At 71.5% G+C, this 25,614-nt stretch carries 31 protein-coding genes and 1 riboswitch; of the genes, 21 read left to right on the top strand and 10 right to left on the bottom strand.

From position 1 onward, the window contains the following. Positions 1–5 precede the first annotated feature (5 nt). Together EOT10_RS17230 and EOT10_RS17235 are read right to left on the bottom strand one after the other, a co-directional pair. Entirely contained in the window at positions 6–308 is a 303-nt protein-coding gene (locus EOT10_RS17230; protein ID WP_127829275.1) for an urease subunit gamma, read from the bottom strand. 400 nt (positions 309–708) lie between these two features. Continuing rightward, complete coding sequence (locus EOT10_RS17235; RefSeq protein ID WP_127829100.1) at positions 709–987, bottom strand: type II toxin-antitoxin system Phd/YefM family antitoxin; 279 nt, start codon at positions 985–987, stop codon at positions 709–711. Positions 988–1,271: 284 nt separating this feature from the next. On the opposite strand from EOT10_RS17235, the gene EOT10_RS17240 reads away from it, so the two are divergent. From EOT10_RS17240 to EOT10_RS17260, 5 genes are all read left to right on the top strand, one after another. Further along, positions 1,272–1,631 (top strand): hypothetical protein, encoded by a 360-nt coding sequence (locus tag EOT10_RS17240; RefSeq protein ID WP_127829101.1) that lies wholly within the window; start codon positions 1,272–1,274, stop codon positions 1,629–1,631. Between the two features lie 183 nt (positions 1,632–1,814). Further along, a complete protein-coding gene (locus EOT10_RS17245; RefSeq protein ID WP_127829102.1) occupies positions 1,815–2,450 on the top strand; it encodes an ATP-dependent Clp protease proteolytic subunit in 636 nt (211 codons plus the stop codon). Between the two features lie 7 nt (positions 2,451–2,457). Continuing rightward, positions 2,458–2,766, top strand: coding sequence for a hypothetical protein (locus EOT10_RS17250; RefSeq protein WP_127829103.1), 309 nt, complete (start codon positions 2,458–2,460; stop codon positions 2,764–2,766). A gap of 350 nt (positions 2,767–3,116) precedes the next feature. Further along, a riboswitch (cyclic di-AMP (ydaO/yuaA leader) is annotated at positions 3,117–3,293 on the top strand. A gap of 3 nt (positions 3,294–3,296) precedes the next feature. Continuing rightward, the gene (locus EOT10_RS17255) at positions 3,297–3,770 is read left to right on the top strand and encodes a C40 family peptidase (protein WP_127829104.1); all 474 of its coding nucleotides are present in this window, start codon (positions 3,297–3,299) and stop codon (positions 3,768–3,770) included. Between the two features lie 85 nt (positions 3,771–3,855). After that, on the top strand, positions 3,856–4,434 hold the full coding sequence (locus EOT10_RS17260; protein WP_223281022.1) for a DUF6328 family protein: 579 nt from the start codon (positions 3,856–3,858) through the stop codon (positions 4,432–4,434). Between the two features lie 21 nt (positions 4,435–4,455). Here EOT10_RS17260 and EOT10_RS17265 read toward each other — a convergent pair whose 3' ends face one another. Beyond that, entirely contained in the window at positions 4,456–4,890 is a 435-nt protein-coding gene (locus EOT10_RS17265) for an ATP-binding protein (protein ID WP_127829105.1), read from the bottom strand. A 273-nt stretch (positions 4,891–5,163) separates the two neighbouring features. Here EOT10_RS17265 and EOT10_RS17270 point away from each other — a divergent pair, with 273 nt between their 5' ends. Beyond that, complete coding sequence (locus tag EOT10_RS17270) at positions 5,164–6,045, top strand: helix-turn-helix domain-containing protein (protein ID WP_127829106.1); 882 nt, start codon at positions 5,164–5,166, stop codon at positions 6,043–6,045. A gap of 9 nt (positions 6,046–6,054) precedes the next feature. Beyond that, positions 6,055–6,288, top strand: a complete 234-nt coding sequence (locus EOT10_RS17275) for a DUF397 domain-containing protein (RefSeq protein ID WP_127829107.1) — start codon at positions 6,055–6,057, stop codon at positions 6,286–6,288. On the opposite strand, the gene EOT10_RS17280 is transcribed toward EOT10_RS17275, so the two are convergent. After that, on the bottom strand, positions 6,275–7,435 hold the full coding sequence (locus EOT10_RS17280; RefSeq protein ID WP_127829108.1) for an 8-amino-7-oxononanoate synthase: 1,161 nt from the start codon (positions 7,433–7,435) through the stop codon (positions 6,275–6,277). The two genes, EOT10_RS17275 and EOT10_RS17280, sit on opposite strands and share 14 nt — an antisense overlap. Positions 7,436–7,635: 200 nt before the next feature. Between EOT10_RS17280 and bioB the strand changes: the two genes are divergently transcribed. The 4 genes from bioB to EOT10_RS17300 all read left to right on the top strand — a co-directional run bounded on the left by bioB (position 7,636) and on the right by EOT10_RS17300 (position 11,703). After that, the gene (bioB, locus tag EOT10_RS17285) at positions 7,636–8,838 is read left to right on the top strand and encodes a biotin synthase BioB (RefSeq protein ID WP_127829109.1); all 1,203 of its coding nucleotides are present in this window, start codon (positions 7,636–7,638) and stop codon (positions 8,836–8,838) included. After that, positions 8,831–10,135 carry an adenosylmethionine--8-amino-7-oxononanoate transaminase gene (locus EOT10_RS17290; RefSeq protein WP_127829110.1) on the top strand — a complete coding sequence of 435 codons (1,305 nt, stop codon included), beginning with the start codon at positions 8,831–8,833 and terminating at the stop codon, positions 10,133–10,135. Before bioB ends, EOT10_RS17290 begins: the two co-directional genes overlap by 8 nt. Before the next feature lie 6 nt (positions 10,136–10,141). Beyond that, positions 10,142–10,864, top strand: a complete 723-nt coding sequence (bioD, locus tag EOT10_RS17295; protein WP_127829111.1) for a dethiobiotin synthase — start codon at positions 10,142–10,144, stop codon at positions 10,862–10,864. Between the two features lie 140 nt (positions 10,865–11,004). Next, positions 11,005–11,703 carry a class I SAM-dependent methyltransferase gene (locus tag EOT10_RS17300; protein ID WP_127829112.1) on the top strand — a complete coding sequence of 233 codons (699 nt, stop codon included), beginning with the start codon at positions 11,005–11,007 and terminating at the stop codon, positions 11,701–11,703. 12 nt (positions 11,704–11,715) lie between these two features. On the opposite strand, the gene EOT10_RS17305 is transcribed toward EOT10_RS17300, so the two are convergent. Together EOT10_RS17305 and EOT10_RS17310 are read right to left on the bottom strand one after the other, a co-directional pair. Then, positions 11,716–12,054: a fic family toxin-antitoxin system, toxin component gene (locus tag EOT10_RS17305; RefSeq protein WP_127829277.1), complete on the bottom strand. Its 339-nt coding sequence runs from the start codon at positions 12,052–12,054 to the stop codon at positions 11,716–11,718. A 49-nt stretch (positions 12,055–12,103) separates the two neighbouring features. Next, positions 12,104–12,331: a toxin-antitoxin system HicB family antitoxin gene (locus tag EOT10_RS17310; RefSeq protein ID WP_127829113.1), complete on the bottom strand. Its 228-nt coding sequence runs from the start codon at positions 12,329–12,331 to the stop codon at positions 12,104–12,106. Between the two features lie 93 nt (positions 12,332–12,424). Between EOT10_RS17310 and EOT10_RS17315 the strand changes: the two genes are divergently transcribed. The 10 genes from EOT10_RS17315 (at position 12,425) to EOT10_RS17360 (ending at position 22,324) form a co-directional block, all read left to right on the top strand. Beyond that, positions 12,425–13,306 (top strand): LLM class F420-dependent oxidoreductase, encoded by an 882-nt coding sequence (locus EOT10_RS17315; protein ID WP_127829114.1) that lies wholly within the window; start codon positions 12,425–12,427, stop codon positions 13,304–13,306. Positions 13,307–13,411: 105 nt separating this feature from the next. Next, positions 13,412–13,837, top strand: a complete 426-nt coding sequence (locus EOT10_RS17320) for a GNAT family N-acetyltransferase (protein WP_127829115.1) — start codon at positions 13,412–13,414, stop codon at positions 13,835–13,837. A gap of 185 nt (positions 13,838–14,022) precedes the next feature. Then, a complete protein-coding gene (locus tag EOT10_RS17325; RefSeq protein WP_127829116.1) occupies positions 14,023–15,363 on the top strand; it encodes a hemolysin family protein in 1,341 nt (446 codons plus the stop codon). Further along, entirely contained in the window at positions 15,360–16,373 is a 1,014-nt protein-coding gene (locus tag EOT10_RS17330; protein WP_127829117.1) for a hemolysin family protein, read from the top strand. Before EOT10_RS17325 ends, EOT10_RS17330 begins: the two co-directional genes overlap by 4 nt. A 69-nt stretch (positions 16,374–16,442) precedes the next feature. After that, on the top strand, positions 16,443–17,231 hold the full coding sequence (locus EOT10_RS17335) for an SGNH/GDSL hydrolase family protein (protein ID WP_127829118.1): 789 nt from the start codon (positions 16,443–16,445) through the stop codon (positions 17,229–17,231). Between the two features lie 39 nt (positions 17,232–17,270). After that, positions 17,271–17,867 (top strand): galactose oxidase early set domain-containing protein, encoded by a 597-nt coding sequence (locus EOT10_RS17340; protein WP_127829119.1) that lies wholly within the window; start codon positions 17,271–17,273, stop codon positions 17,865–17,867. A gap of 193 nt (positions 17,868–18,060) precedes the next feature. Then, on the top strand, positions 18,061–19,503 hold the full coding sequence (purB, locus tag EOT10_RS17345; RefSeq protein ID WP_127829120.1) for an adenylosuccinate lyase: 1,443 nt from the start codon (positions 18,061–18,063) through the stop codon (positions 19,501–19,503). A gap of 13 nt (positions 19,504–19,516) precedes the next feature. Further along, positions 19,517–20,095 carry a G/U mismatch-specific DNA glycosylase gene (gene mug / locus EOT10_RS17350; RefSeq protein ID WP_127829121.1) on the top strand — a complete coding sequence of 193 codons (579 nt, stop codon included), beginning with the start codon at positions 19,517–19,519 and terminating at the stop codon, positions 20,093–20,095. Between the two features lie 242 nt (positions 20,096–20,337). After that, complete coding sequence (locus tag EOT10_RS17355; protein ID WP_223281023.1) at positions 20,338–21,573, top strand: lipase family protein; 1,236 nt, start codon at positions 20,338–20,340, stop codon at positions 21,571–21,573. Positions 21,574–21,751: 178 nt separating this feature from the next. Continuing rightward, positions 21,752–22,324 carry a dihydrofolate reductase family protein gene (locus tag EOT10_RS17360; protein ID WP_127829123.1) on the top strand — a complete coding sequence of 191 codons (573 nt, stop codon included), beginning with the start codon at positions 21,752–21,754 and terminating at the stop codon, positions 22,322–22,324. A gap of 56 nt (positions 22,325–22,380) precedes the next feature. Here the strand turns inward: EOT10_RS17360 and EOT10_RS17365 are convergent, their stop codons facing one another. The 4 genes from EOT10_RS17365 to EOT10_RS17380 form a co-directional block, all read right to left on the bottom strand. Then, positions 22,381–23,199: an SAM-dependent methyltransferase gene (locus tag EOT10_RS17365; RefSeq protein WP_127829124.1), complete on the bottom strand. Its 819-nt coding sequence runs from the start codon at positions 23,197–23,199 to the stop codon at positions 22,381–22,383. 126 nt (positions 23,200–23,325) lie between these two features. After that, positions 23,326–23,778, bottom strand: a complete 453-nt coding sequence (locus EOT10_RS17370) for a hypothetical protein (protein ID WP_127829125.1) — start codon at positions 23,776–23,778, stop codon at positions 23,326–23,328. Positions 23,779–23,852: 74 nt separating this feature from the next. Beyond that, complete coding sequence (locus EOT10_RS17375; RefSeq protein ID WP_189491683.1) at positions 23,853–24,590, bottom strand: ABC-2 transporter permease; 738 nt, start codon at positions 24,588–24,590, stop codon at positions 23,853–23,855. Between the two features lie 2 nt (positions 24,591–24,592). Continuing rightward, the gene (locus EOT10_RS17380; protein WP_127829127.1) at positions 24,593–25,525 is read right to left on the bottom strand and encodes an ATP-binding cassette domain-containing protein; all 933 of its coding nucleotides are present in this window, start codon (positions 25,523–25,525) and stop codon (positions 24,593–24,595) included. Positions 25,526–25,614 lie beyond the last annotated feature (89 nt).

The following is a 25,614-nucleotide window of genomic DNA, read 5'->3' on the forward strand; positions in this document are numbered from 1 at the left end:
CCCCGTCAGACGATCGGGTCGTGGACGGTGACGAGCTTGGTGCCGTCCGGGAAGGTCGCCTCGACCTGCACGTCGTGGATCATCTCGGGGATGCCCTCCATGACGTCGTCACGCGTGAGCACCTTGCGGCCGGAGGACATCAGTTCCGCGACGGTCCGCCCGTCGCGGGCGCCTTCGAGGATGTGCGTCGTGATGAGGGCGATCGCTTCCGGATGGTTGAGCTTCAGACCCCGGGCCCGGCGCTTCTCGGCCACGTCCGCGGCCACATGAATGAGCAGTCTCTCCTGCTCGTGCGGGGTCAGTTGCACGGCTCCCACCTCACAGTCCTTCGCTCCGGACCGTGCGGGGTCCGGCTGCCGCGGCCACCGCGACGGATATAGATGTAACACACAAGAAATGCGCACGATCGTGCGCACCCCGGCTACGAAAACCCCTGGTGGCGTACGTCGCAGGCTAGTTGTGAGGAGTTTCAACGAGGTTAACCACCCCTTGACCGGTCCATGACTTGCAGCTGGTCTGCCCCATACCTGGAAGGGACAAATGATCACTGTGCAAAGTCTCGACCGGGACGCGCGGGACACGGGGCGGCGACGCCTGTCCGGAAGCGGTGGATCACGCTGCGCTACGTGGCGCGGGGCGAATGGGGCGCGGATGCACGGAGAGGGGGCGACCGCACCAACTCCCCGCGCTTCGGGCGCGCTTCGGGCGCTACCTGACCTCGGGGCCCCTGTGCTCCGCCGCGAGGCCGAAGCGGTGGTGGCCGCCCGCGGTGGACGGCGCCGAGCCGATGCCGGAGACGGAGCTGACCACCTGCTCGTCCGCCGGCTCGTCCATGCCTTCGAGGCGCTCGAGATCGGCGGCGGACACCAGTGCGACGAGTGGCTTTCCGTGCCGCGTCACGACGACGCGCTCGCCGCCGTAGACGACGCGGTTGATCAGATCGGCGAGCTCAGCGCGGGCTTGCGTCACCGGAATCTCGTAGGCCATGTGCTCCAGCTTAGACCGGGGCCCCGAATCGGACACGATCTGTGACGGGGGGCGACCACGGGTGACGGGGCGACGCGCGGATGACGGGCGGCGCCGCGGAATCCGTCGCGGTCAGTGGCCACCGGATCCGCGGCCACTCGTGACCGCGGAAGCCGCCGTTGTCAGTGCCCGCGCGTAACGTCGAGACGTCAACTGTTCGTGCTGCACGGCTGCTTGCGCGGATCCGACACCGCCCCGCCCGGAACAGCGCCCGCGGCGGGGCACGTCGCGCCTAGGCTCCCCGCATGGAACAGAGCGAGATCATCTTGCGCGCGATCGGCGTCCTGACCGAGACCCAGGAAATGGTGCGCAGGCTCAGCAAGGACGCCGAGCCCGACATCGACAGCGGCGAGTCCCAGCTCGGGCGGCTCGTGACGGAGGTGTTCCCCTCCATCGAGATTCCGGCGGAGTCGAGCGTTCAGGAGGCGGCGGAGGCGACCATCGCGGCGCTGATGCCGGTGACGATCTCCCTCGTGGGCGCGTTCGCCTTCCTCTTCTCGGAGCTCGCCGAGGTGCACGACTCGGGGCGCACCGACATCAAGACCGCCGACCTTCTGCAGCACCTTGCGCTGCGCCTGTCGAGGGCGGAGGGCGAGGACCGCTAGGGCGTGTCCGGCCGTGATCCGCCGGACACGCCCCAGGAGCCGGGGAGGGGGCCGGCCACGCGTTCGCGGACGCGTGGCCGGCCCCCTTTCTCGTGCCCGCGCCACCCCACACCTCGTACGTCCTGTACATTTTGTACAGAACAGCGTCAGCGACAGAGTTCCGCGCTCACGGAGGCATGTGCCATGAACCGACCTTCCGCCCGCTACGTCCTGCCCGAGTTCACCGAGCGCACCGCGGCCGGGCACCGCACCCTCGACCCGTACTCCAAGCTCCTCGAGGAACGGATCGTCTTCCTGGGGACCCCGATCGACGACACCTCGGCGAACGACGTGATGGCACAGTTCATGCATCTCGAATACGCCGCGCCGGACCGGGACATCGCGCTCTACATCAACTCCCCCGGCGGCTCGTTCAGCGCGATGACGGCGATCTACGACACGATCCAGTACGTCTCCTGCGAGGTCGAGACCGTCTGCCTCGGGCAGGCCGCCTCCGCAGCCGCCGTCCTCCTCGCCGCGGGGACGCCGGGGAAGCGGGCCGTGCTGCCCGGGGCACGCGTGCTGCTCGATCAGCCCGCGCTGCCAGAGCCCGCGCAGGGCCAGCCGACCGATCTGGAGATCCAGGCCCGTGAACTGGCGCGCATGCGGGCCCAGCTGGAGGAACTGCTCGCCCGGCACACCGGCCGCAGCCGCGAGCGCATCAGCGCCGACATCGAGCGGGACAAGATCCTGCGGGCCCAGGACGCGGTGGAGTACGGGCTCGTGGACCGCGTCATCGAGAACCGCAAGACGTCCGGCACGACTCCCGGCGCCCGGTGAGCCGGCGATGCTGCCGCCCGAACCGCCCCCGCTGCCCGCGCTGACCCGAGCCGAGTGCGAACTCCTCGACAGCTACCTGGAGGTGGTCGACCTGCTCGGCCGGATCAACCCGGCCAGGGGCGGCCACACGTACGGCGGCCTGCGCGCCGCGCAGGCCCTGGTGAGCAGGGCGACGGCCCTCAGGGACGCCCTGACGCTGATGCACCAGCGGGGCGAGAGCGAGGTCCACGCGACCACGCTGGCGCAGGCCCTGCGGGTCCTCGACGGAGAAAGAAGGACACAACGCGTCACGCTGCCGCCCGAGCCGGTCATGTGACGGCGCGCTCAGGACGGGTTCGATCGTTCACGGTGTCCGGCCGCGGCTCAAACGGACCAGAAGAGGTACCCACGTACGGCGTATCCCGGGCTCGCACTTGGAGGCGGGAAGAGTTGCGCGGCACGCGTACGAGGAGCCCGGATTTTTGCCTTCCACCGCTGGTACGGGCGTTGTTGGGACCCCCTCGGCGGGGTGGAAAGGTGTGCTGTCCACCCGAACAGGTCAGTGATGAAGAACCTCACATGACGCCGATTCCGCTCGGCGTTCGCGCTCTTCGTGCGTGAAGATCCCTGCGACGACAAGCCCCCGCCGCCGCGGCGGGGCGGTCCGTGCGGACGCCGAGTCCTGCCGCCGCGCGGATGCCAGGTCGACAGAAGTGGATCGGCAGGAGTGGAGGACCCGAGCACGACGGGCCGCCGGAGCAGTTTTCCGGGCCGGCCCTTGGGGTGAAGCCGCGTACGCGGCCGGGCAACTTCGCCAGCCCGAATCCGACAGGTCATCCTTCACAGGCGGCTGACGAAGGGTTGCGCATGACTGCGCTCAATCGTGTCCCGTCGCTGCTGACCCGGGCCGGGACCGCCTCGGCCCTCACGCTCGCCGTAGCGGGCGGCAGCCTGATGGCCCCGGGAGCCGCGACCGAAGCGGCGGCCTCTCCACCGGGGATGGAGGCACTCCAGATCGCGGCCTCCAAACAGGGAAGCCCCTACCAATGGGGCGCTTCAGGGCCGCACCGGTTCGACTGCTCGGGCCTGACGCTCTACTCGTTCAAGCGTGCGGGCAAGAAGCTGCCCCGCACCGCCGCACAGCAGTACAACCACACCCGCCATGTCTCCGCCTCCCATCGCCAACGCGGTGACCTGGTGTTCTTCCATGCGGGCCGCAGCGTCTACCACGTCGGCATCTACGCCGGGAAGGGAAGGATCTGGCACTCGCCGAAGACCGGTGCCGTGGTGCGGCTGGAGCGGATCTGGACGAACAGCGTCTGGTACGGGCGCGTGCGTTAGCGCCTGCCCTTGGTGGTGGGCCGGGACAGGCGCCCCGGCCCACCATGGGCCGCCTGAAACCGCACGATGGGGTACTCGTGGTCGTATGGACCAGGACCGACCCCCGGGCGACGAGGACGCGCCGCGCGAGCCGGGCCCCGGGAGCGGAGGCCAGGACCGCCACGAGACGCCGCTGGAGCGCGCGGACCGGAACTTCATCGAGCTGCTGCAGGAGTTGAGGGTCACCCAGACGGGCGTGCAGATCCTGTTCGCCTTTCTGCTGACGCTGGCGTTCACGCCGCGGTTCCCGTCGCTCGACGGGGTGCAGCGCGCCACGTACATCGCGACGCTGCTGCTCGCGGTGCTGGCCGCCGCGCTGTTCACGGCGCCCGCGGCCCTGCACCGGGTGCTGTTCCGGCGGCACGCGAAGCCGCTGATCGTCGAGATGTCGTCGCGGCTCGCCGGCGTCGGCCTGGCCGTGCTGATGTTCGCCCTGGCGGGCTCGGTGCTGCTCGTCGTGGACGTCACCGCAGGGCGGGCGGCGGGCATCGCGGCCGGGGTGGGCACCTTCATGGTCTGTGCGGGCCTGTGGGGGGTGCTGCCGCGCCTCGTGCGCCGCTCGCTGACGCGTGCCCAGGACGACCTGGTGCAGGGGCGGCGTGACGCGGAGTCCCGCTCCCCGTAGCGGGCTCACACCTGCTGTAGCTCACACCTGCTGTACGGGGGCCGTCCAGGGCAGGGCGATCCACACGGTCTTGCCGCCTTCGGAGGTGGGCCTGACCGACAGGCTTCCGCCGCACTCGGCGGCCAGACAGCGGATGATCACCATGCCGCGCCCGTTGTCCTGCTGGACGGCGGCCGGCAGCCGCTTGGGGTAGCGCGGGTGGCTGTCGGTGACACCGATGCGCAGCTGCTCGTCGCGCTCCAGGCTCATGTCGACGGTGAAGGTGGGCGACTGGCCGCGGGTGTGCATCACCGCGTTGGTGGCGAGTTCGGAGACGATGAGACGGACGGTGTCGGTCGTTTCCGCGTCGCGCGGCATGCCCCATTCGGCGAGTACGTCACTGACGTAGCGGCGGGCGGAGGAGACCGAGGCGGGATCGCTCGGCAGAGTGACGGATGCTTCCTGGTGATCTGCCATGGCGACGTCGTCCCTTTTTTCTGCCGGGGCCTGAATCCGACACATCGCGGATGACCTGAGGCGCCCCCGGACCGGTGCTTCGCGCCAGAGTGCCACTCCCGGGGGTCCGCTGGTGCCGATCCCCCGAGATATGCATATATCTGTCGCTCGAAGCGGTGAACTCTGCACCGGTGGACCGCATTTGGGCGTACGCGGCCGGCTTCCTCTACCGTCGCTTCAGAACACCGATCCGCCGGGCCGGAGGGAGCCGGGCCCCAGGGCCGAGGAGACGCGATGAAACACGGTCCGGCGGTGCGCCGCCGCAGGCTCGGCGCCGAACTGCGCGCGCTGCGCGCCCGCGCGGGGCTCACCAGTGGCGAGACCGCCCGGCTCGTCGGCTGGCACCAGTCGAAGGTGAGCCGTATCGAGACGGGGCGCAGCGGTGTGAAACCGGCGGACGTCCGTCTTCTGCTCGACGCGTTCGAGGTCTCGGACGACGCTCTGCGCGATCTGCTGGTCTCACTGGCCGGGTCGGAGGACGGCGGCGGCCGGCACTGGTGGCATGCCTACCGGAGTCTTCTGCCGCCCGCCTACCGGGACTTCATCAGCCTGGAGGCGCAGGCGTGCCGGGTCAGGACGGTCGAGACGTCGGTCGTGCCAGGTCTCCTCCAGACCCCGGACTACGCCCGCGCGGTGACCCGGGCCGCGGTCGGCGGGCTGCCGGACGGCCAGGTGGACGCCCTGGTCGAGGTGCGGATCGCCCGTCAGGACGTGCTGCGTTCGCCGTCGCCGGTCCGGCTCAGCGCGGTGCTCGACGAGGCGGTGCTGCGGCGCCGGGTGGGGGGTCCACGGGTGATGGCGGAGCAGCTGCGTCATCTCGCCGCGGTGGCGCGGCTGCCTCATGTGCGGCTCCAGGTCCTGCCGTTCGCGTCGGGCGAGCATGTCGGACTGACCGGCCCTTTCGTTGTGTTCTCATTTCCGAACACATCCGATCTGGACGTGGTAGTTCTCGACCATTTGACGAGTAGCCTCTACCTCGAGCGGAAAGAAGACCTCAAGGCGTACACGGACGCCTTCACGTCACTTCAACGTCACGCTCTTTCACCCGAGGACTCGTTGGACTTCATCGCCGGGATCGCCGGAGTGCACCGCCCTCCGGACAGTGAACGCACGTAAGGAGGCACCATGTCAGCACTGCCTCGGTACGTACCATCCGCCACGGTTCCCAGCACTGCCCTGCACGACGCGCCATGGCGGCGAAGCAGTCGAAGTACCGGAATGAACAACTGTGTCGAGACGGCCCCGCTGCGGTCGGGCCCTTCGGCCGGGCTGCTCGCCGTCCGCGACTCCAAGCGCACGGCGGGGCCCGCCCTGCTCTTCTCGCCCTCCGCCTGGGAGGGGTTCCTCAACTCCCTGTGATGAACGCCGAGTCGGGGGCGTTGCGGCTGATCACCCGTACGGCCTGGGCGATCTGATCGTCGCTCAGGTCGGCACGGGCGGTCAGCCGCAACCGCGAGATGCCGTCCGGCACCGACGGGGGCCGGAAGCAGCCGACCGCGAGGCCCGCCTCGCGGCAGTCCGCCGCCCACCGCACGGCCTCGTCCGGGGACGGCGCGCGCACGGAGACGACCGCCGCGTCGGGCCGTACGGCCTGGAGGCCCTCGGCCGTGAGGAGATCGTGCAGGGCGGCCGCCACCGCGCGGGCCCGCGCGGCGCGCTCCGGCTCGCGGCGCAGCAGGCGCAGGGCCGCGAGCGCGGCTCCGGCCGCGGCGGGCGCGAGACCGGTGTCGAAGATGAACGTCCGCGCGGTGTTGACGAGGTGGTCGATCACCCGGGCCGGGCCGAGCACGGCGCCGCCCTGGCTGCCGAACGACTTCGAGAGGGTGACCGTGACGACGGTGTCGTCGGCGCCGGAGAGACCCGCCGCCTGCGGCGCGCCCCGGCCGCCGTCACCGAGCACCCCGAGCCCGTGTGCGTCGTCGATGATCAGGCCGGCGCCGAACTCCCTTGCCGCTCCCGCGAGTTCGGCCAGTGGAGCCGCGTCGCCGTCCACCGAGAAGACGGAGTCCGACACAACGACCGCCTGCCCCTGCTGCGCGTCGAGCGCCTTGCGTACGGCCTCGGGGTCGGCGTGCGGGACGACCTGTGTCGCGCCTCGGGCGAGCCGGCAGCCGTCGATGAGGGAGGCGTGGTTGCTCGCGTCCGAGACGATCAGGGAGCCGTGCGGGGCGAGCGCCGTCACGGCGGCGAGGTTGGCCGCGTACCCGGACGACAGGACGAGGGCCGCCTCGAAGCCGCAGAACGCGGCGAGTTCGCGTTCCAGTTCGGCGTGCAGTTGCGTGGTGCCCGTGACGAGCCGGGAGCCGGTGGCGCCGCCGCCCCAGCGCAGCGCCGCGTCGGCCGCTCCCGCGGTGATCTCGGGGTGGCGGGTGAGGCCGAGGTAGTCGTTGCTCGCGAGGTCGAGGAGAGGGCTCGAGGCGGGGCGGGGGCGCAAGGTGCGGACGAGTCCGGCGCTGCGGCGCACGCGCTCCTGCTCGTCGATCCAGCCGAACGGCGATCCCGCCATGTGAGTCCCTCCGACGGCCGAGTCGCGACCGGTTCTCGAGTGGGGTGTGCTGTCCCGTGCCCGCTGCGTCTTTGTAGGCAGTGCACAGACATTAGCCGGACATCCAGCCGCCCAGGGTGTGGCAATACCCACACCTCGAACGGGCAGAGTTGTCCGAAGCCTCCTTGGCCTGAGCAGGGCACGTAGGCCAGGATCAGGCCATGGACCTGCTGAACACGCTGGTGGACAAGGGGCTGCGGCGCGAGCTGCCGAGCCGCGAAGAAGCGCTCGCCGTTCTGGCGACTTCCGACGACGAACTCCTCGATGTGGTGGCCGCGGCCGGCAAGGTGCGGCGGCAGTGGTTCGGGCGCCGGGTGAAACTCAACTACCTGGTGAACCTGAAGTCGGGCCTGTGCCCCGAGGACTGCTCGTACTGCTCGCAGCGGCTCGGGTCCAAGGCGGAGATCCTCAAGTACACGTGGCTGAAGCCCGACGAGGCGTCGAAGGCCGCGGCGGCGGGTGTCGCGGGCGGCGCGAAGCGCGTCTGCCTGGTGGCGTCCGGGCGCGGCCCGACCGACCGGGACGTCGACCGTGTCTCGGAGACGATCGGCGCGATCAAGGAACAGAACGAGGGCGTCGAGGTGTGCGCCTGCCTCGGACTGCTCTCCGACGGCCAGGCCGAGAGGCTGCGCGGAGCGGGCGCCGACGCGTACAACCACAACCTCAACACCTCCGAGGCGACGTACGCCGGCATCACCAAGACGCACACGTACGCGGACCGTGTCGACACCGTGCAGAAGGCCCACGCGGCCGGCCTGTCCGCCTGTTCCGGGCTGATCGCGGGCATGGGCGAGAGCGACGAGGACCTGGTCGACGTCGTCTACGCGCTGCGCGAACTGGACCCGGACTCGGTGCCGGTCAACTTCCTGATCCCCTTCGAGGGGACGCCGCTCGCCAAGGAGTGGAACCTCACCCCGCAGCGCTGCCTGCGGATCCTCGCGATGGTCCGGTTCGTCTGCCCGGACGTCGAGGTGCGGATCGCCGGCGGCCGCGAGGTGCACCTGCGCTCGATGCAGCCGCTGGCGCTGCATCTGGCCAACTCCATCTTCCTCGGCGACTACCTCACGAGTGAGGGCCAGGCCGGCAAGGCGGACCTGGACATGATCGCGGACGCCGGCTTCGAGGTCGAGGGCGCCGGCCAGGTCACGCTGCCCGAGCACCGGGCGGGTGGTGTCTGCGGTTCCGAGGCGGCGGCCTGCGGGTCTGCTGCGGATGCCTGTGGGTCGGCGGCGGAGGCCTGTGGGTCCGGTGGGGCGTGCGGGTCGCACGCGGCCCCGGAGCCGGCCGAGGCTTCCGAGGCGCGCACCGACCTGGTGGCCGTGCGCCGCCGCGGCGCCGGGACGGACCTCGCCCCCAATGCCTGACGTCTCCGAGGCGGGTCTGCCCGTGGCGGACCTGCTCGACCTGGACCGGCGGCACGTCTGGCATCCGTACGGTCCGATGCCGGGGCGGCAGGAGCCGCTGGTCGTGGAGTCGGCGGCCGGGGTGCGGCTGCGCATCGCCGGCGAGAGCGGTGCGGGCGGCGAGCTGGTCGACGGCATGTCGTCGTGGTGGTCGGCGATCCACGGCTACAACCACCCCGTGCTCAACGAGGCGGTGCGTGACCAGCTGGGCCGGATGAGCCATGTCATGTTCGGCGGGCTCACGCACGAGCCCGCCGTCGGACTCGCGAAGCGCCTTGTCGACATGTCACCGGAGGGTCTCGAGCATGTCTTCCTCGCCGACTCGGGCTCCGTCTCCGTCGAGGTCGCCGTCAAGATGTGTCTCCAGCACTGGCGCTCCCTCGGCCGGCCCGAGAAGCGCCGCCTGCTGACGTGGCGCGGCGGCTATCACGGCGACACCTGGCAGCCGATGTCGGTGTGCGACCCCGAGGGCGGCATGCACGAGCTGTGGTCGGGCTCGCTGCCGGTACAGGTGTTCGCGGACGCGCCCCCGACCGAGTACGACCAGGCTTACGCGGATCATCTGCACGACCTGATCGGGCAGCACGCCCATGAGCTCGCCGCCGTGATCGTGGAGCCCGTGGTGCAGGGCGCGGGCGGGATGCGGTTCCACTCCCCCGCGTATCTGCGGGTCCTGCGCGAGGCCTGCGACGCGCACGGCGTCCTCCTCGTGTTCGACGAGATCGCGACGGGCTTCGGGCGGACCGGGGCGCTGTTCGCGGCGGAGCACGCCGGGGTGACGCCGGACGTGATGTGTGTCGGCAAGGCGCTGACCGGCGGCTATATGACGATGGCGGCGACGCTGTGCACGGCGCGCGTGGCGGACGGGATCTCGCGGGGCGAGGTGCCGGTGCTCGCGCACGGGCCCACGTTCATGGGGAACCCGCTCGCCGCCGCGGTGGCCTGCGCCTCGATCGATCTCCTTCTGGGGCAGGACTGGGTCACGGAGGTCAAGCGGATCGAGGCGGGCCTGCGGGAGTCGCTCGCTGCGGCCTCGGAACTGCCCGGGGTGCGTGACGTACGGGTGCTCGGCGCAATCGGCGTCGTCCAGCTGGACCACGAGATCGACATGGCGGCGGCCACGCGGGCCGCGGTGCGCGAGGGCGTGTGGCTGCGGCCGTTCCGCGACCTCGTGTACACGATGCCCCCGTACATCACGGGGGACGAGGATCTGGCACGGATCGGCCGCGCGGTGTGCGCGGCCGCGCGGGAGGGCTGAACGGGCATGACGGTACTGGTGGTCACGGGGACCGGAACCGAGATCGGCAAGACGGTCACGACGGCGGCCGTGGCCGCCGCCGCGCTCGCTGCGGGGCGCTCGGTGGCTGTTCTCAAGCCGGCGCAGACGGGTCTCGCGCCCGGTGAGCTCAGCGATGTGGAAGAGGTGACGCGCCTGGTCGGCGGCGGGGTGACCGCCGTCGAACTGGCGCGGTACCCCGAGCCGTTGGCCCCGGCGACGGCCGCGCTGCGCGCCGGACTCCCCCCGGTGCGCCCGCACGAGGTGGCGGACGCCGCCGCGAAGCTGGCCGCCGAGCACGATCTCGTCCTCGTCGAGGGCGCGGGCGGTCTGCTCGTGCGCTTCGACGCGGACGGCGGCACCCTCGCGGACGCGGCCCGGCTGCTCGGAGCGCCGGTCCTCGTCGTCGCGGCGGCGGGGCTCGGCACGCTGAACACGACGGCCCTGACGACGGAGGCCCTGCGCGCGCGGGATCTGACGCCGTTCGGTGTGGTCGTCGGCAGTTGGCCGGAGCGTCCCGGCCTCGCGGCCCGCTGCAACCTCGCGGATCTTCCGGAGGTCTCGGGGGCGCCGTTGCTGGGCACGGTCCCCGAGGGAGCGGGCGCCCTCGCGCATCCCGCCTTCCGCACGTCCGCGCCGGGGTGGCTGGACCCGGAGCTGGGCGGGACGTGGGACGGGGCGGCGTTCGTGGCGGGGGCGTCGGCCTCGTAGGCCGCTGTTTCCCGGAGGGACGGGGCCGCTGTTTCCCGGAGGGACGGGGCCTCCCGGCGCGGCGAAGTGGTGTGTGCGCGGGTCCGGGCGGTGGTGCGGGGGAACAATCCCCGTACCACTCGTCCTCCGGAGGAGGTTCCATGGAGCGTCGCCCCGTTCGCGGCAAGGTGGCCCGCGATGCCGTGCAGCACCCCCTGTTCGCCCGCTTCTACGCCCGCGCCAGCGTGTCGGCCGAGACCACGATGGCGCCGGTGCGCACGGAACTGCTCGCCGGGCTCTCGGGCCGGGTCATCGAGGTCGGCGCCGGCAACGGTCTGAACTTCTCGTACTACCCGGGGACGGTCGCCGAGGTCGTCGCGATCGAACCGGAGCGCTCCCTGCGCCAGTTGGCGCTGACCGCCGCCCAGCGCGCCGACGTGCCCGTGGACGTCGTGCCGGGCGCGGCGGAGGCGCTGCCGGTGAAGAGCGAGGCGTACGACGCGGCGGTCCTGTCGATCGTGCTGTGCAGCGTGCGGGACGTGTCGCGGGCCCTGGCCGAGGTGCGGCGTGTGCTGCGTCCGGGCGGTGAGATCCGGTTCTTCGAGCATGTGCGGGCGCCCGGCCGGGCCATGCGGACGGTGCAGACGGGTCTGGACCGCACGGTGTGGCCGCGCCTTTTCGGCGGCTGCCATGTGGGGCGCGACGCGCTGGGCGCGCTGCGGGAGGCCGGGTTCGAACTCGGGGTGCACCGTGGCGTGATGATGCCGGACCACGGCCCTCGCCTGCCCACGTCGTACTGCGTTCTGGGGAGCGCCCGACGGCCCCCTGTCGAGGGACCCGAGCTCAGCGGGCTGGCGTAGGCCGGCGAGTGGTCACAGGCTCCATCGGCGCAGTTCGTCCGCGATGTCCTCCACGGTCGCGTCACCGTCCTTGACCAGGCGGGCGAGCTCGCGGACCTGGTCGGGCGAGGTGACGACCTTCAGACCGCTGGCGACGAGATAGGCGTAGGCGACGGCCGACGCGAACATCGCGTTCGACCGTTCCAGGGCCGGGACGTGGAGGAGCAGCTGGAGCAGCGCGGCGGCCCGCGCGTGCGGGCTGTCGTAGACGGCGGTCCCGAATATCTCCGCCTCGTGCCGGCTGACGGCGGCGACGAGCGCCCCCCAGTCGGTCACCTGAGGGTCTCCGGGTGTCTTCTGTTCGGCGATCATGAGCAGCCAGGCAAGGTCGATACGCACGTTCTTCGATTCGCTCAAGGGTTCAGCGTCGGCCTTCGCGGCCCGTGCCGAACTCCTCGGCGAACACGGACTCGTACTGCTTCATGAAGTCGGCGGCGGCCTCGACGAAGGTTCCGCCCAGCTCGCCCGCGTCCTGTCTGACCAGCTCCTCGATGTACCTGTTCACACTCACCCCACGTGCGAGCGCGCGCTCACGCGCGGCCCGGGCGGTGTCCTCGTCCACCCGTACATTCAGCTGAGTCTTCGCCATGACTTCAAGCTAGCGCCGATGCGCTAGTACCGGCAAGCGCACCGGTTCCAAGACCTCGGGTACGGTCAACTCTCCCGAGATCAAGGAGAGTTCATGAACCGCCCCTTCCGGTTCGGCGTCAACATGCTCACCCCCGCGTCGGGCGACGAGTGGCGCAAGCGGTGCCGCCGGGCCGAGGAGCTCGGCTACGACGTGATCCTCGTGGCCGACCATCTGGGCATGCCCTCGCCGTTCCCCTCTCTGGTCGCCGCGGCCGAGGCGACGGAGCGCCCGCGCGTGGGGACGTTCGTCCTCAACGCCGGTTTCTGGAACCCGACGCTGCTCGCCCGCGAGGTGGCCACGACGGACGCGCTGACCGGCGGCAGGCTCGAACTCGGCCTCGGCGCCGGGTACGTGCAGGCGGAGCACGACGCGGCCGGGCTGCCGTGGGGGTCACCCGGTGAGCGCGTGGACCATCTGCGGCGCGTCGTCGAGGAGTTGGACCGGCTGCTCGGATCGGACGAGCACCTGCCGCGGCCCGCGCAGCACCCCCGCCCGCCGCTGCTGATCGGCGGCAACGGCGACCGGATGCTGAAGCTGACGGCCGAACACGCGGAGATCGCGGCGTTCACCGGCGCGCGGTCCGTCGCCGGCGGGGCGCTCCGGCACCTCACCCCCGAGGAGCTGGACGAGCGCGTCGCCGCGTACCACCGCTTCGCCGCGGGCCGCGCGGAGCCGGCCGAGCTCAATCTGCTGATCCAGCTGGTCGAGGTGACGGCCGACCGGCGGGCCGCGGTCCGGCCCGCCCTCCAGCACATCCCGCACCTCACCGAGGACCAGGCGCTCGACCTGCCGCTGCTGCTCCTCGGCACGGTCGGCGAGATCGCCGACCAGCTCCGCGCCCAGCGCGAGCGCTACGGGTTCAGCTACATCACGGTCCTCGAGCAGTACGCGGAGGCGTTCGGGCCGGTCATCGAGGAGCTGCGCGGGGAGTGAGGCGGGCGGGCCGACTCCTAGGGGGCAGCCCCTATTTTCCGAGGGGCCGGCGTCCGCATCATGAAATTGCGCGCGGGTGCGGTCGCCGGGTGATGGGATCCGCTCATGAGTGATCTGCGCATACGGGCCGCGGCGCCCGACGATCTCGATGCCGTCCTCGCCTTCTGGAAGGTGGCGGCCGAGGGGACGAGCATCAGTGACGACCGCGCGGGCGTGGAGCGGCTCGTCGCCCGCGACCCCGGGTCGCTGCTGCTCGCCGAGCGCGAGGGTGAGCTGGTGGGGACGGTGATCGCCGGGTTCGACGGGTGGCGGTGTCATCTGTACCGGCTCGCGGTGCGGCCGGACGCGCGCCGGCAGGGCGTGGGGTCGGCGCTGCTCGCCGCGGCGGAGGAGCGGTTCGTCCGGCTCGGCGGGCGCAGGGGGGACGCGATGGTCCTCGACCGCAACGAACGGGCGCAGCACGCGTGGCGCGCCGGGGGCTATGCGCCGGAGCCGCAGTGGACCCGCTGGGTCAAGCACCTCACGGACTGACCGCTCCTCGGCCGCCCGGCCGCCGGACCGCCACCGCTTTGCCGGTCCTTTACCATGGTTGCTCCACCAGTCCCTCTGTCCGAAAGGTGTGAGCGTCCGCCCATGGGCGAGCCTCCCAGTACCCGGCACCCGCGACATCGCGCGATACCCACCGCCCTGCCCGATCATGGGACGGAGGTGACCCGATGACCGAAGTGCTCCTGCTCGCCGTGGCGGTACTGCTCGCGCTGGCCTGCGGTGCCTTCGTCGCGGCCGAGTTCTCCCTCACCACCGTGGAGCGGTCCAGCCTCGAGCGCGCCGTCGAGCGCGGTGACCGGGGTGCCGCCGGCGCCCTCAAGGCCGTACGGAACCTGACCTTCCAGCTGTCCGGCGCCCAGCTCGGCATCACCGTGACCAACCTGGTCGTCGGCATGCTCGCCGAGCCGTCCATCGGCAAGCTGATCGCGGGTCCCCTGGAGAGCCTCGGGCTCTCCCGCTCCACCGCCTCCTCGGTCGCGCTGGTCATCGGCACGGCCCTGTCGACCGTCTTCCTGATGGTCGTCGGCGAACTCGTCCCGAAGAACTGGGCGATCTCGTCCCCGCTGGCCGTCGCCCGGCACGTCGCGACGCCGCAGCGCTGGTTCAGCGCCGCGTTCCGCCCCTTCATCACCCACCTCAACAACACGGCGAACCGGTCGGTGCGCCGCCTCGGCATCGAGCCCGCCGAGGAACTGGCCTCCGCGCGCGGCCCGCAGGAGCTGGTGGCGCTCGCCCGTCACTCCGCCAAGGAGGGCGCGCTCGAGGCGGACACCGCGGAACTGTTCATGCGGACCCTGAACCTCGCGGACCTCACCGCGGAGAACGTGATGACGCCGCGGGTGCAGGTCGTCGCGCTCGACGCGCAGGCGACCTGCGAGGACGTGGCGAACGCGACGCGGGCCACGGGCCTGTCCCGCTTCCCCGTCTACCGCGGCAACCTCGACTCGGTGGTCGGTGTCGCGCACATCAAGGACATCCTGGCGGTGCCCGCCGAGCTCCGGGGCCGCCGTCCCGTGTCCGATCTGATGCGCGAGCCGCTGCTAGTCCCCGAGACCCTGACCGTCGACCGGCTCCTCGACCGGCTCTCCGGGAAGCGCACGATGGCCGTCGTCATCGACGAGTACGGCGGCACCGCGGGCGTCGCCACCCTGGAGGACATCGTCGAGGAGGTCGTCGGCGAGGTGCGGGACGAGCACGATCCGCACGAGACGCCGGACCTGGCCCCGGCCGGTACGGACGACGAGGGCCGCGCCCTGTACTCGGCCGACGGCGCCGCCCGCACCGACCAGCTCCAGCGCGTCGGCCTGCGCGTCCCGCACGGCCCCTACGAGACGCTCGCCGGCCTGGTCGCCACCGAGCTCGGCCGGATCCCGGTCGTCGGCGACAGCGTCGAGGTGGCCGGATGGCGCCTCGACGTCGTGGACGCCGCCGGTCACCGCGCGGCCCGCGTGCTGATGCACGCGCCGCACGCCGATCCGTCCGACGACACCCGGGAGGGGAACCGATGACCGCGGTCCAGCTGCTGATCGGCCTGTTGACCCTGGTCGTCAACGCCTTCTTCGTGGGTGGCGAGTTCGCCATGATCTCCGTACGCCGCAGCCAGATCGAGCCGCACGCGGACGACGGCGACCGGCGCGCGAAGAGCGTCCTGTGGGGTCTCAAGCACGTGTCGGACCTGCTGGCCGCCGCCCAGCTCGGCATCACGCTGTGCACCCTGGTCCTCGGCATCGTCGCCGAACCCGCCATCGCCCACATCCTGGAGCCGCTGTTCAACGTGGTCGGGTTGCCGCACGGCCTGATCCACCCGATCTCGTTCGTGATCGCGCTGACGGTGGCGACGTATCTGCACATGCTGCTCGGCGAGATGGTCCCGAAGAACGTGGCGCTCGCCGAGCCGGTGCGCACCGCGCTCCTGCTCGGGCCGCCCCTCGTGACGCTCGCGCGGGCTCTGCGTCCGGTGATCTTCACGGTCAACGCCTTCGCGAACGCGCTGCTCAGGCTGTTGCGGGTGGAGGTCAAGGGCGAGGTGTCCGCGACGTTCTCCGACGACGAGCTGGCCCGTCTCGTGAAGGACTCCGGCGACGCGGGGCTCATCGACGACCGCGCCCGGGAGCGCCTGCACGACGCGCTCGAACTGGGCCGCCGCCCGGTCAGGGACGTCGTCCTGCCCCTTGAGCGCGTGGTGTACGCGCATGTGGGCATCACGCCCGAGCAGCTGGAGCAGCTGTCGGCGCGCTCCGGGTTCTCGCGCTTCCCTGTGGTCGACGACAACCGTCGCATCGTCGGCTATCTGCATGTGAAGGACGCCCTGGACGCGTCGCCGCGCGATCTGCCGTTCCGGATTCCGGACATGCGGCCGATCGCCCGTGTCCGCGAGACGACGCCGCTCGACGACGTCCTCTCGGCGATGCGGGGCAGCCGTACGCATGTGGCGGCGGTCCTCGGCGCGGACGGGCGGCTGGCCGGCCTGGTGACGATGGAGGACGTCCTGCGGGAGCTGTTCGGCCAGCCCGTGTGACGACCTCATGGGCCCGGCCTCCCCTGCGCCGTCAGGCGTCCGGGAGGCCGGGTTACGATCGCTTCCGCCATGCAGAAGAACGCCAATCACACCAGTTGCAGCAGCCTCGTCACGGTCGGTGACTCGTTCACCGAGGGCATGTCCGACCTGCTGCCCGACGGCTCCTACCGGGGCTGGGCCGATGTCCTGGCCGGCCGGTTGGCGGCGCGCACGCCGGGCTTCCGCTACGCGAACCTCGCCGTGCGCGGCAAGCTCATCGGCCAGATCGTCGAGGAACAGGTCGACGTCGCCGCCGCGATGGGCGCCGACGTGATCACGCTGGTGGGCGGGCTCAACGACACCCTGCGCCCCAAGGTCGACATGGGCCGGGTGCGCGGGCTCCTCGAAGAGGCCGTCGAGAAGCTGGCCCCCGCCTGCGAACGGCTCGTCCTGATGCGCAGCCCCGGCCGCAACGGACCGGTGATGGAGCGCTTCCGGCCGCGCATGGAGGAGCTGTTCGCCTGCATCGACGACCTCGCGGCCCGGCACGGCGCGGTGGTCGTGGACCTGTACGGGGCGCCCGTTCTCGGTGACCCCCGGCTGTGGGACGTGGACCGGCTGCACCTCACGGCCGACGGGCACCGCCGGGTCGCCGAGGCCGTGTGGCAGGCGCTCGGCCATGAGCCCGAGGACGACTGGCAGGCCGTGCTCCCGCCCGCGGCAGCGCCGGGCTGGGGCGCCCGCCGCCTCGCCGACGCCCGCTTCGCCAAGCAGCACCTGGTCCCGTGGATCGGCCGCCGCCTGACCGGCCGTTCCTCCGGCGACGGCCGCCCCGCGAAGCGCCCGGAACTGCTGCCGTACCCGGATCCGCGCGACTGATCCGGCACCCCAGCGTTCGGACGGTTGTGCGGTACCCGGATGAAAGACCTGATGGGCGACATGAACCGGGTGCCGGTCCTCGCCTCCGAGATCTTCGACCCGGTCACCGAGACCTTCAGGCCCGCCGCCGACGCGCTCACCGACCGACGCTGCCACTCGGTCGCCCTGCTCCAGCCCGACGGGACCGTGCTCAAGGCGGGCAGCACGGGCGGGTTCGCCGACGACCCCGAGACCGGGAAGTCCCTGGTCGACGAGCACACCACCGCCGAGCGCTACTACCCGCCGTACCTGTGGCGCGGCCCCCGCCCCGCCATCACCGCCGTGGCCGGCGCCAACGACGCCTGGACCACGCTCGGTTACGACACGCAGGTCGGCCTCCAGGCCCGCGGCGCCGGCCTCGACGCCCAGTCCAAGGTCGCGCTCATCCGGTTCGGCTCGACCACGCACGGCAACAACATGGACCAGCGCTACGTGTGGCTGCGCACCGTGGCCCAGGACTCCGAGTCGTACGAGCGCTGGACCATCCAGTTCCGTACGCCGGAGACCTCCGCGGTGGCGCCGCCCGGTGATTACATGCTGGTCGTGGTCGACAGCTCGGGTGTCCCGTCCCCGTCCCGGTTCGTCCATCTGTCGTAGGGCGCTGACGGTAGGGCGCTGTCGTAGGGCGGCAAGGACCGGGCGGAGCCGGGCGACGGCTCCGCCCGACGGCACGGGTACGCGTCGCACGAACCGGACGCGACGAGAACGACCGCTGAACCCCTGACCTGGAGGTTCCTACATCCGGTGGATGGTTCGGAGCCTGTAGGGACGCCCGGTAAACTCCGTACACGTGACTGCCGCGCCTGCAAAGCCCCGTATCCCGAACGTTCTCGCCGGACGCTACGCCTCCGCCGAGCTCGCCACTCTCTGGTCCCCCGAGCAGAAGGTGAAGCTGGAGCGTCAGCTCTGGCTCGCCGTGCTGCGTGCTCAGAAGGACCTCGGGATCGAGGTGCCGGACGCCGCGCTCGCCGACTACGAGCGCGTCCTCGACCAGGTCGACCTGGCCTCCATCGCCGAGCGCGAGAAGGTCACGCGCCACGACGTGAAGGCCCGTATCGAGGAGTTCAACGCCCTCGCCGGGCACGAGCAGGTCCACAAGGGCATGACGTCCCGCGACCTGACGGAGAACGTCGAGCAGCTCCAGATCCGCCTCTCCCTCGAGCTCGTGCGCGACCGCACCGTGGCCGTCCTCGCGCGGCTCGGCAAGCTGTCCGGCGAGTACGCCGAGCTGGTCATGGCGGGCCGCTCGCACAACGTCGCGGCGCAGGCCACGACCCTCGGCAAGCGCTTCGCGACGGCCACCGACGAGCTGCTCGTCGCGTACGCCCGCGTCGAGGAGCTGCTGAACCGCTACCCGCTGCGCGGCATCAAGGGCCCCGTCGGCACCGCCCAGGACATGCTGGACCTGCTCGGCGGAGACGCCGCGAAGCTCGACGAGCTCGAGCAGCGCATCGCCGGCCACCTCGGCTTCTCGCAGGCCTTCACCTCGGTCGGCCAGGTCTACCCGCGCTCCCTCGACTACGAGGTCGTCACCGCCCTCGTCCAGCTCGCGGCCGCGCCGTCCTCGACCGCCAAGACGATCCGTCTGATGGCCGGGCACGAGCTCGTCACCGAGGGCTTCAAGCCGGGCCAGGTCGGCTCGTCCGCGATGCCGCACAAGATGAACACCCGCTCCTGCGAGCGCGTCAACGGCCTCATGGTGATCCTGCGCGGCTACGCGTCGATGACCGGCGAGCTGGCCGGCGACCAGTGGAACGAGGGCGACGTGTCCTGCTCCGTGGTGCGCCGCGTGGCCCTGCCGGACGCGTTCTTCGCGCTCGACGGTCTCCTGGAGACGTTCCTGACCGTGCTCGACGAGTTCGGCGCGTTCCCGGCCGTCGTCGCCCGCGAGCTGGACCGCTACCTGCCGTTCCTCGCCACGACGAAGGTCCTGATGGCGTCGGTGCGCGCGGGCGTCGGCCGCGAGGAGGCCCACGAGGCCATCAAGGAGAACGCCGTCGCCTCCGCCCTGGCCATGCGCGAGCAGGGCGCCGAGCGCAACGAACTGCTCGACAAGCTCGCCGCCGACTCCCGCATCCCGCTGGACCGCGCCGGGCTCGACGAGCTGATGGCCGACAAGCTGTCCTTCACGGGCGCCGCCAGCGACCAGGTCGCCACCGTCGTCGCGCGCGTCGAGGAGATCGTCAAGCAGCACCCGGAGGCCGCCGGCTACACGCCCGGCGCGATCCTCTGACCCGGATCACCGGATGACCCGGCCGCCCCGGCTGACCCCCGCGGATCTGGAGGCCGCCCGTGACCGCATCGTTCCCGATGTGGCCGCGAGCGGCCTCTCCGTGCTTTTCTGCGGCATCAACCCGGGCCTGATGACGGCCGCGACGGGCCACCACTTCGCCCGCCCCGGCAACCGCTTCTGGCCGGTCCTCCACCTCTCGGGCTTCACGCCCCGCCAGCTGGCCCCCGCCGAGCAGGACGAACTCCTCTCGTACGGGCTCGGGATCACGAACGTCGTCGCGCGGGCCACGGCGCGGGCGGACGAGCTGAGCACGCGGGAGTTCCGCGAGGGCGGGCGTCTGCTGACCGCCAAGGTGGAGCGGCTGCGGCCGCGCTGGCTCGCGGTCGTGGGCGTGACTGCGTACCGGTCGGCCTTCCGTGAGCCGAAGGCGAAAATCGGCCCGCAGGAACGGATGATCGGCGGCACGCGCGTGTGGGCGCTGCCCAACCCCAGTGGGCTGAACGCGCATTGGACGGCGGCGACGATGGCCGAGGAGTACGGGCGGCTGCGCGCCGCCGCCATGGACGGGTGCGAGCAGTTGCCGTACCGCTGACGCCCGGCAGTCGGCAACTGCCTCAGAAGCCGAAGGAGTTGTGCGGCTCGGGGTCGATGCGGAACAGCTACCAGCCTTCAGTGACACGCCCGGTTTCCGTGTAGTGCGGGGAGCGGCCTGTCGGGGCGGGCACCGTTCGGGTGACCTCTCGGCCGGTCATGCCCTGTGGCCCTCGTTCTGCGTCGAAGATCACGATCAGGGCCCGTGGCGTGCGGGCCTCTGATCGAAAGAAGTGCGTGATCGTGAAGGTTCTGCCGCGTCTGGCCGCCGTCGTCCTTGCCGCCTCTTCGAGCTGGAGCCTGGTCCTGGGTGCGCAGCCCGCCGGCGCCTCCTCATCGCCGGTCACGGCCAAGGCGCAGGACCGGCCCCCTTTCTACGAACCGCCGGCCGCGCTGCCCGCGCACAACGGTGACGTGATCCGTTCGGAGCGCACCGCCTTCTACCTGGATCCGCTCAAGGTCGTGAAGGCCGGCGCGAGCGCCGAGCGGATCATGTACCGCACGACCGACCGCACCGGAGAGCCCATCGCGGTCACCGGCACGGTGCTCACCCCCGACAAGGCCCATGCCGCACCACGGCCGATCGTCGCCTTCGCCCCCGGCACCCAGGGACTCGCGGACAAGTGCGCGCCGTCCCGGCAGCTGGCCGAAGGCACCGAGTACGAAAGCCTGCCGATCAAGAAGCTCCTCGACCAGGGCTGGGCCGTCGTGGTCACCGACTACCAGGGCCTCGGCACCCCGGGGGTCCATACCTACATGGACCGCGAGGCCGAGGGACGCGCGGTCCTCGACTCCCTGCGCGCGGCCCAGCGGCTGCCATCGGCCCAGCTGCCCGACACCGGCCCGGTAGCCCTCTACGGGTACTCCCAGGGTGGTGGCGCCGGCGCCGCCGCGGCCGAACTCGCCCCCTCCTACGCGCCGGAGCTGAACATCAAGGGCGCCGTGGTGGGCGCCCCGCCCGCGGACCTCGACGCGGTGGCGGCGAACCTCGACGGATCCGCCTACGGCGCGTTCTTCAACTACTCCCTGTCCGGGCTCGGCGCCGCCTACGGAATCGACATCGACCCCTACCTCAGCGCCCATGGAAAGCGGGTGACGGGCGACCTGCGCGACAACCAGTGCACGACGCAGGCCATCGCCAAGTACCCGTTCCTCAGGTCAGGTTCCCTGACCGTGGACGGCCGTCCGCTGACCGAGCGCCTCAAGTCCGCGCCCTGGAAGGAGGTCGTGGCCGATCAGCGGCTGGGCAACCGCAGGCCCCAGGTACCGGTCCTGCTGTCCCACAGCCGTCTCGACGACGTCGTCCCGCACAAGGTCGGGGCGAAGCTGGCCGCCGACTGGTGCCGCCTGGGCACCACGGTGAAGTTCACGACCAACTACGTCCCCGGCCACATCGCCGCCTCCGCGGCGACGAGCAGCGAAGGCGCCCCCTGGCTCACGGACCGCTTCGCCGGCAGGACCGCCCCCAGCACCTGCTGACGCTCCTCCCCGGCCTCACGCACAGACCTGCGGGGCCGGTGAAAAAGGCTGGCGACGACCGATGAGTTGTTCCATGATCCGGAGTCAGAGTTCATGATTGGCGCGATGCGGCCGCGAGCGGTCTCATCGCGCCGACCGGACCTGATGAGAACCAGCCACGAAGCACGGAGAAACTCAGATGCGTACCCTGATCAGCACCGCCTTCATATCGCTCGACGGTGTCGTGGAGGCCCCGGGCGGCGAGCCCGGTTACCGGAACTCGGGGTGGACTTTCAAGGACGTCGAGTTCCTCCCGGAGGCGTTCGACATCAAGGGCCGGGAGCAGAAGGAAGCCACCGCGATGCTGATGGGCCGGACCAGCTACGAGGCGTTCAGCCCCGTTTGGCCGGACATGGCGGATTTCGCCGATTACAAGGTGATGCCGAAGTACGTCGTCTCCACCACCCTCACTGAGGACGACCTGGTGTCGAACTGGGGCGGGACGACGATCCTGCGATCACTCGACGAGGTCGCCGCTCTGAAGGAGACCGAGGGCGGCCCGATCATTGTCCACGGCAGCGCCGCCCTGAACCAGGCCCTCTCGGACGCCGGCCTGATCGACCGTTACCACCTGCTCGTCTTCCCGCTGCTGCTCGGTGCGGGCAAGCGCCTGTTCAGCGCCACGGACAAGGACGCCCAGAAGCTGAAGCTGATCGAGCACGAGGTCTACGCGAACGGCCTGCAGAAGAACGTCTTCGACGTGGTCCGCTGACAGCGGTTTCCCGATGATGGACGACGGCGCGCCGCGCCAGGGCTGACCGGCGGAGCCTACGGCTTGCGGGCCACGACGCCGAACTGGGCGACGAGCGGCCCCTCGTCGCCCAGTTCGGCGTCGGCGTCCGTGCGCCAGCGCGCGCAGGACACGAGGCCGGGCTCCAGGACCTCCAGACCTGCGAGGAAACCCTCGACCTCGGCCCGGCTGCGGGCGGTGATCGGCGGTGTCGCGTTCTCGTTCCAGAAGCGCATCGCCTCCTCGTTCCCCTCGCCGCCCAGTTCCAGCGTGGGGTGGGTGAGCACGAGGTGGCTGCCGGAGGGCACCGCGTCCATGAGGTGCCGTACGAGGGACGTGGCCTCGGCGGTGTCGAGCACGAAGTTCAGGATGCCGAGCATCATGACCGCCACGGGGCGGCCGAGGTCGAGGGTGCCGGACGCGGCGCGCAGGATGGCTTCGGGGTCACGCGCGTCCGCGTCGACGTAGCTGGTGGCGCCCTCGTCCGTGCTGGTGAGGAGCGCGCGGGCGTGGGTGAGCACGATCGGGTCGTTGTCGACGTAGACCACGCGGGCGTCGGGGGCGATGCGCTGGGCGACCTCGTGCGTGTTCTGCGCGGTGGGCAGGCCCGTGCCGATGTCGAGGTACTGGCGGATGCCGGCCCGGCCGGCGAGATACGTCACGGCGCGGCCGAGGAAGGCCCGGTCGGCGCGGGCCACGTCGCCGATGCTGGGGTACATGGAGGTGACCTGGTCACCCACCTGTTCGTCCACCTCGTAGTGGTCCTTGCCGCCGAGCCAGTAGTTCCACACCCGGGCGTTGTGCGCGATGTGCCGCGCGGCGCTGTCTCCCGGCTGCTGCCCGCTGTGCTCGCTCACGTGCTCTCCTCCGCGCTGCTCGCGCCCAGATGATGCCTTGATGCACTGACGTACTGATGTCCTGACGCCCTGTCAAGATTCCATGGTGGCACGGGAGTTCCTGAGCGCGGCTCATGGGGTGCGGTCTCAGGGCGGGTCCACGTCCGTGATCGCGGCGACGAGCCGGAACGGCAGGTCCTCGGCGCCCAGCGGGATGCCGAGGACGATCCACCGGCCGTCGGCCTGCCACACCTGGACGTCCGGAACGTACGCGCTGAGCCCGGCCCAGGGCTCCGGTATGTCCTCGCCGCCCTCGACCGCCCGCAGGCTGACGCTCCACAGGCTGAACCACTGCGGCTCCCCCCAGCGCTCCGTCAGGACCGCGGAGAGGCCGTCCCGGTCGGCGACCGTCTGCTCCTGCGCGCCCGCGGCGTCCCCGTACCCCTCGTCATCCCCGTCATCCCCCGGCCGGTCGCGGGTCGCCAACTCCGCTATGTGGTAACCCGGTCCGCCGGCGCCCGCGTCCGATCTGCCGTGCTCCGCGGGAAACTCCCGGGAGCGCAGCAGATCGATCGTCGCGAGATGCTGTGCGGTGCTCATGACGTCCAGTAAAGCGGCCGCCACTGACAATCGGCGGGGCGTCCGGCTGATACGCGACTGCCGTCACACGCCCCTCACGCGTCCCTGCGGCGCAGCGCCCACCAGCCGGCGAGGAGCAAGGCCGCCGCCCACGCCGCGGTGACCGCGAGCCCCGTCCACGCCCCGAGGGTGCCCGCGGGGTGCTGGCGCAGCACCTGCTGTCCGGCCCGGTCCGGCAGGAAGTCGGCGACCGAACCGGCCACGTCACCGACGACGAACGACACGATGAGGAGGAACGGGATGAGCAGGCTCAGGGTGGCGGCCGCGCTGCGCAGCACGACGGTGAGACCGGCCGCGAACAGGGCCATCAGGGCGAGGTAGAGGCCACCTCCGACGCAGGCACGCAGCACGCCCGGGTCACCGAGTCCGAGGGCGTAGCGCCCCATGAACGCCTGTCCCGACAGGAACGTGACGAACGAGGTGAGCAGTCCCGCGGTGACGGCGAGGCCGCCGACGACCGTCATCTTCGCGGCGTAGAGGAGGTTGCGGTCGGGCACGGCGGCCAGGGAGACGCGCAGGGCGCCGCCCAGGTACTCGGAGGAGACAGCGGTCGCGCCGAAGGCGATGGCCGCGATCTGGCCGAAGTTGAACGCGTAGAAGGCTCCGAAGAGGAGGTCCGCTCCTTCGTTGTCGGCCTCCGCCTGGCCGACCGCGGCGGAGGCCAGGACGTTGATGGCGACGGTCGTGAAGAAGACCGCGAGGAGCGAGCCGGCGCTGGCGCGCACCGACCTCACCTTGATCCATTCGGAGCGCAGCACGGCGGTGGTGGACATCGTCAGGCCTCCTGGCGGGCGTTGTCGGCGGTGGCCGCGAACTCGGTGTCGTCCGCGGTGAGGGCGAGGTAGGCCTGCTCCAAGGAGGCTTGTTCGTCGGCGAGTTCGAGGAGGGGGACGCCGTGGGCGGCAGCGAGTGCGCCGATGTCCTCGGCACGCGCCCCGCCGACCCTCCAGCGGCCGTCGCCCGCCGCGACCGCCTCATGTCCCCTGGCGGCGAGCAGGGCACGCAGGCGTGCCGGGTCGGTGGTGCGGATCCGCACGCGCCGCTCGCTGTGGGCCTCGATGAAGTCGCGCATCGGGGTGTCGGCGAGGAGCCGGCCGCGGCCGAGCACGACGAGGTGGTCGGCGAAGGTGGCGGTCTCGTTCATGAGGTGGCTGGAGACGAGGACCGTGCGGCCCTCGCGGGCGAGGCCGCGCATGAGTTCGCGGATCCAGATGATGCCTTCCGGGTCGAGGCCGTTCGACGGCTCGTCGAGCATCACGACGGCGGGGTCGCCCAGGAGCGCGGCGGCGATGCCGAGGCGCTGGCGCATGCCCAGCGAGAACGTCCTGACGCGGCGCCGGGCGACGGCCGCGATACCGGCCTGTTCCAGGACCTCGTCGACCCGTCGTACGGGGATGCGGCCTGCGGCGGCCAGCACGAGGAGGTGGTCACGCGCGGTGCGGGAGCCGTGTGCGGCCTGCGCGTCGAGGAGGGCGCCGACCTCGCGCAGCGGTTCGTCGAGCGTCGCGTAGGGGCGGCCGCCAAGGGTGGCGGTGCCCGAAGTGGGCCGGTCGAGGCCGAGGACGAGGCGCATGGTGGTGGACTTGCCGGCGCCGTTCGGGCCGAGGAATCCGGTGACCCGGCCGGGGCGGACGCTGAACGTCAGGCGGTCCACCGCGCGGGTCGTGCCGTACTCCTTGGTGAGTTCTTGGACGTCGATGCTGGTCATGGGTTCAGCGTTCCGTCCGTGCCGCTGCCCGGTCCTCCCCCGCGCGGGGACGGCGTCTCCCCCGTGCGGGGGAGCCGTCCGTGCCTCCG

Origin of the sequence: Streptomyces antnestii (assembly GCF_004005495.1) — a bacterium.
In the GTDB taxonomy this organism is placed as follows: domain Bacteria; phylum Actinomycetota; class Actinomycetes; order Streptomycetales; family Streptomycetaceae; genus Streptomyces; species Streptomyces antnestii.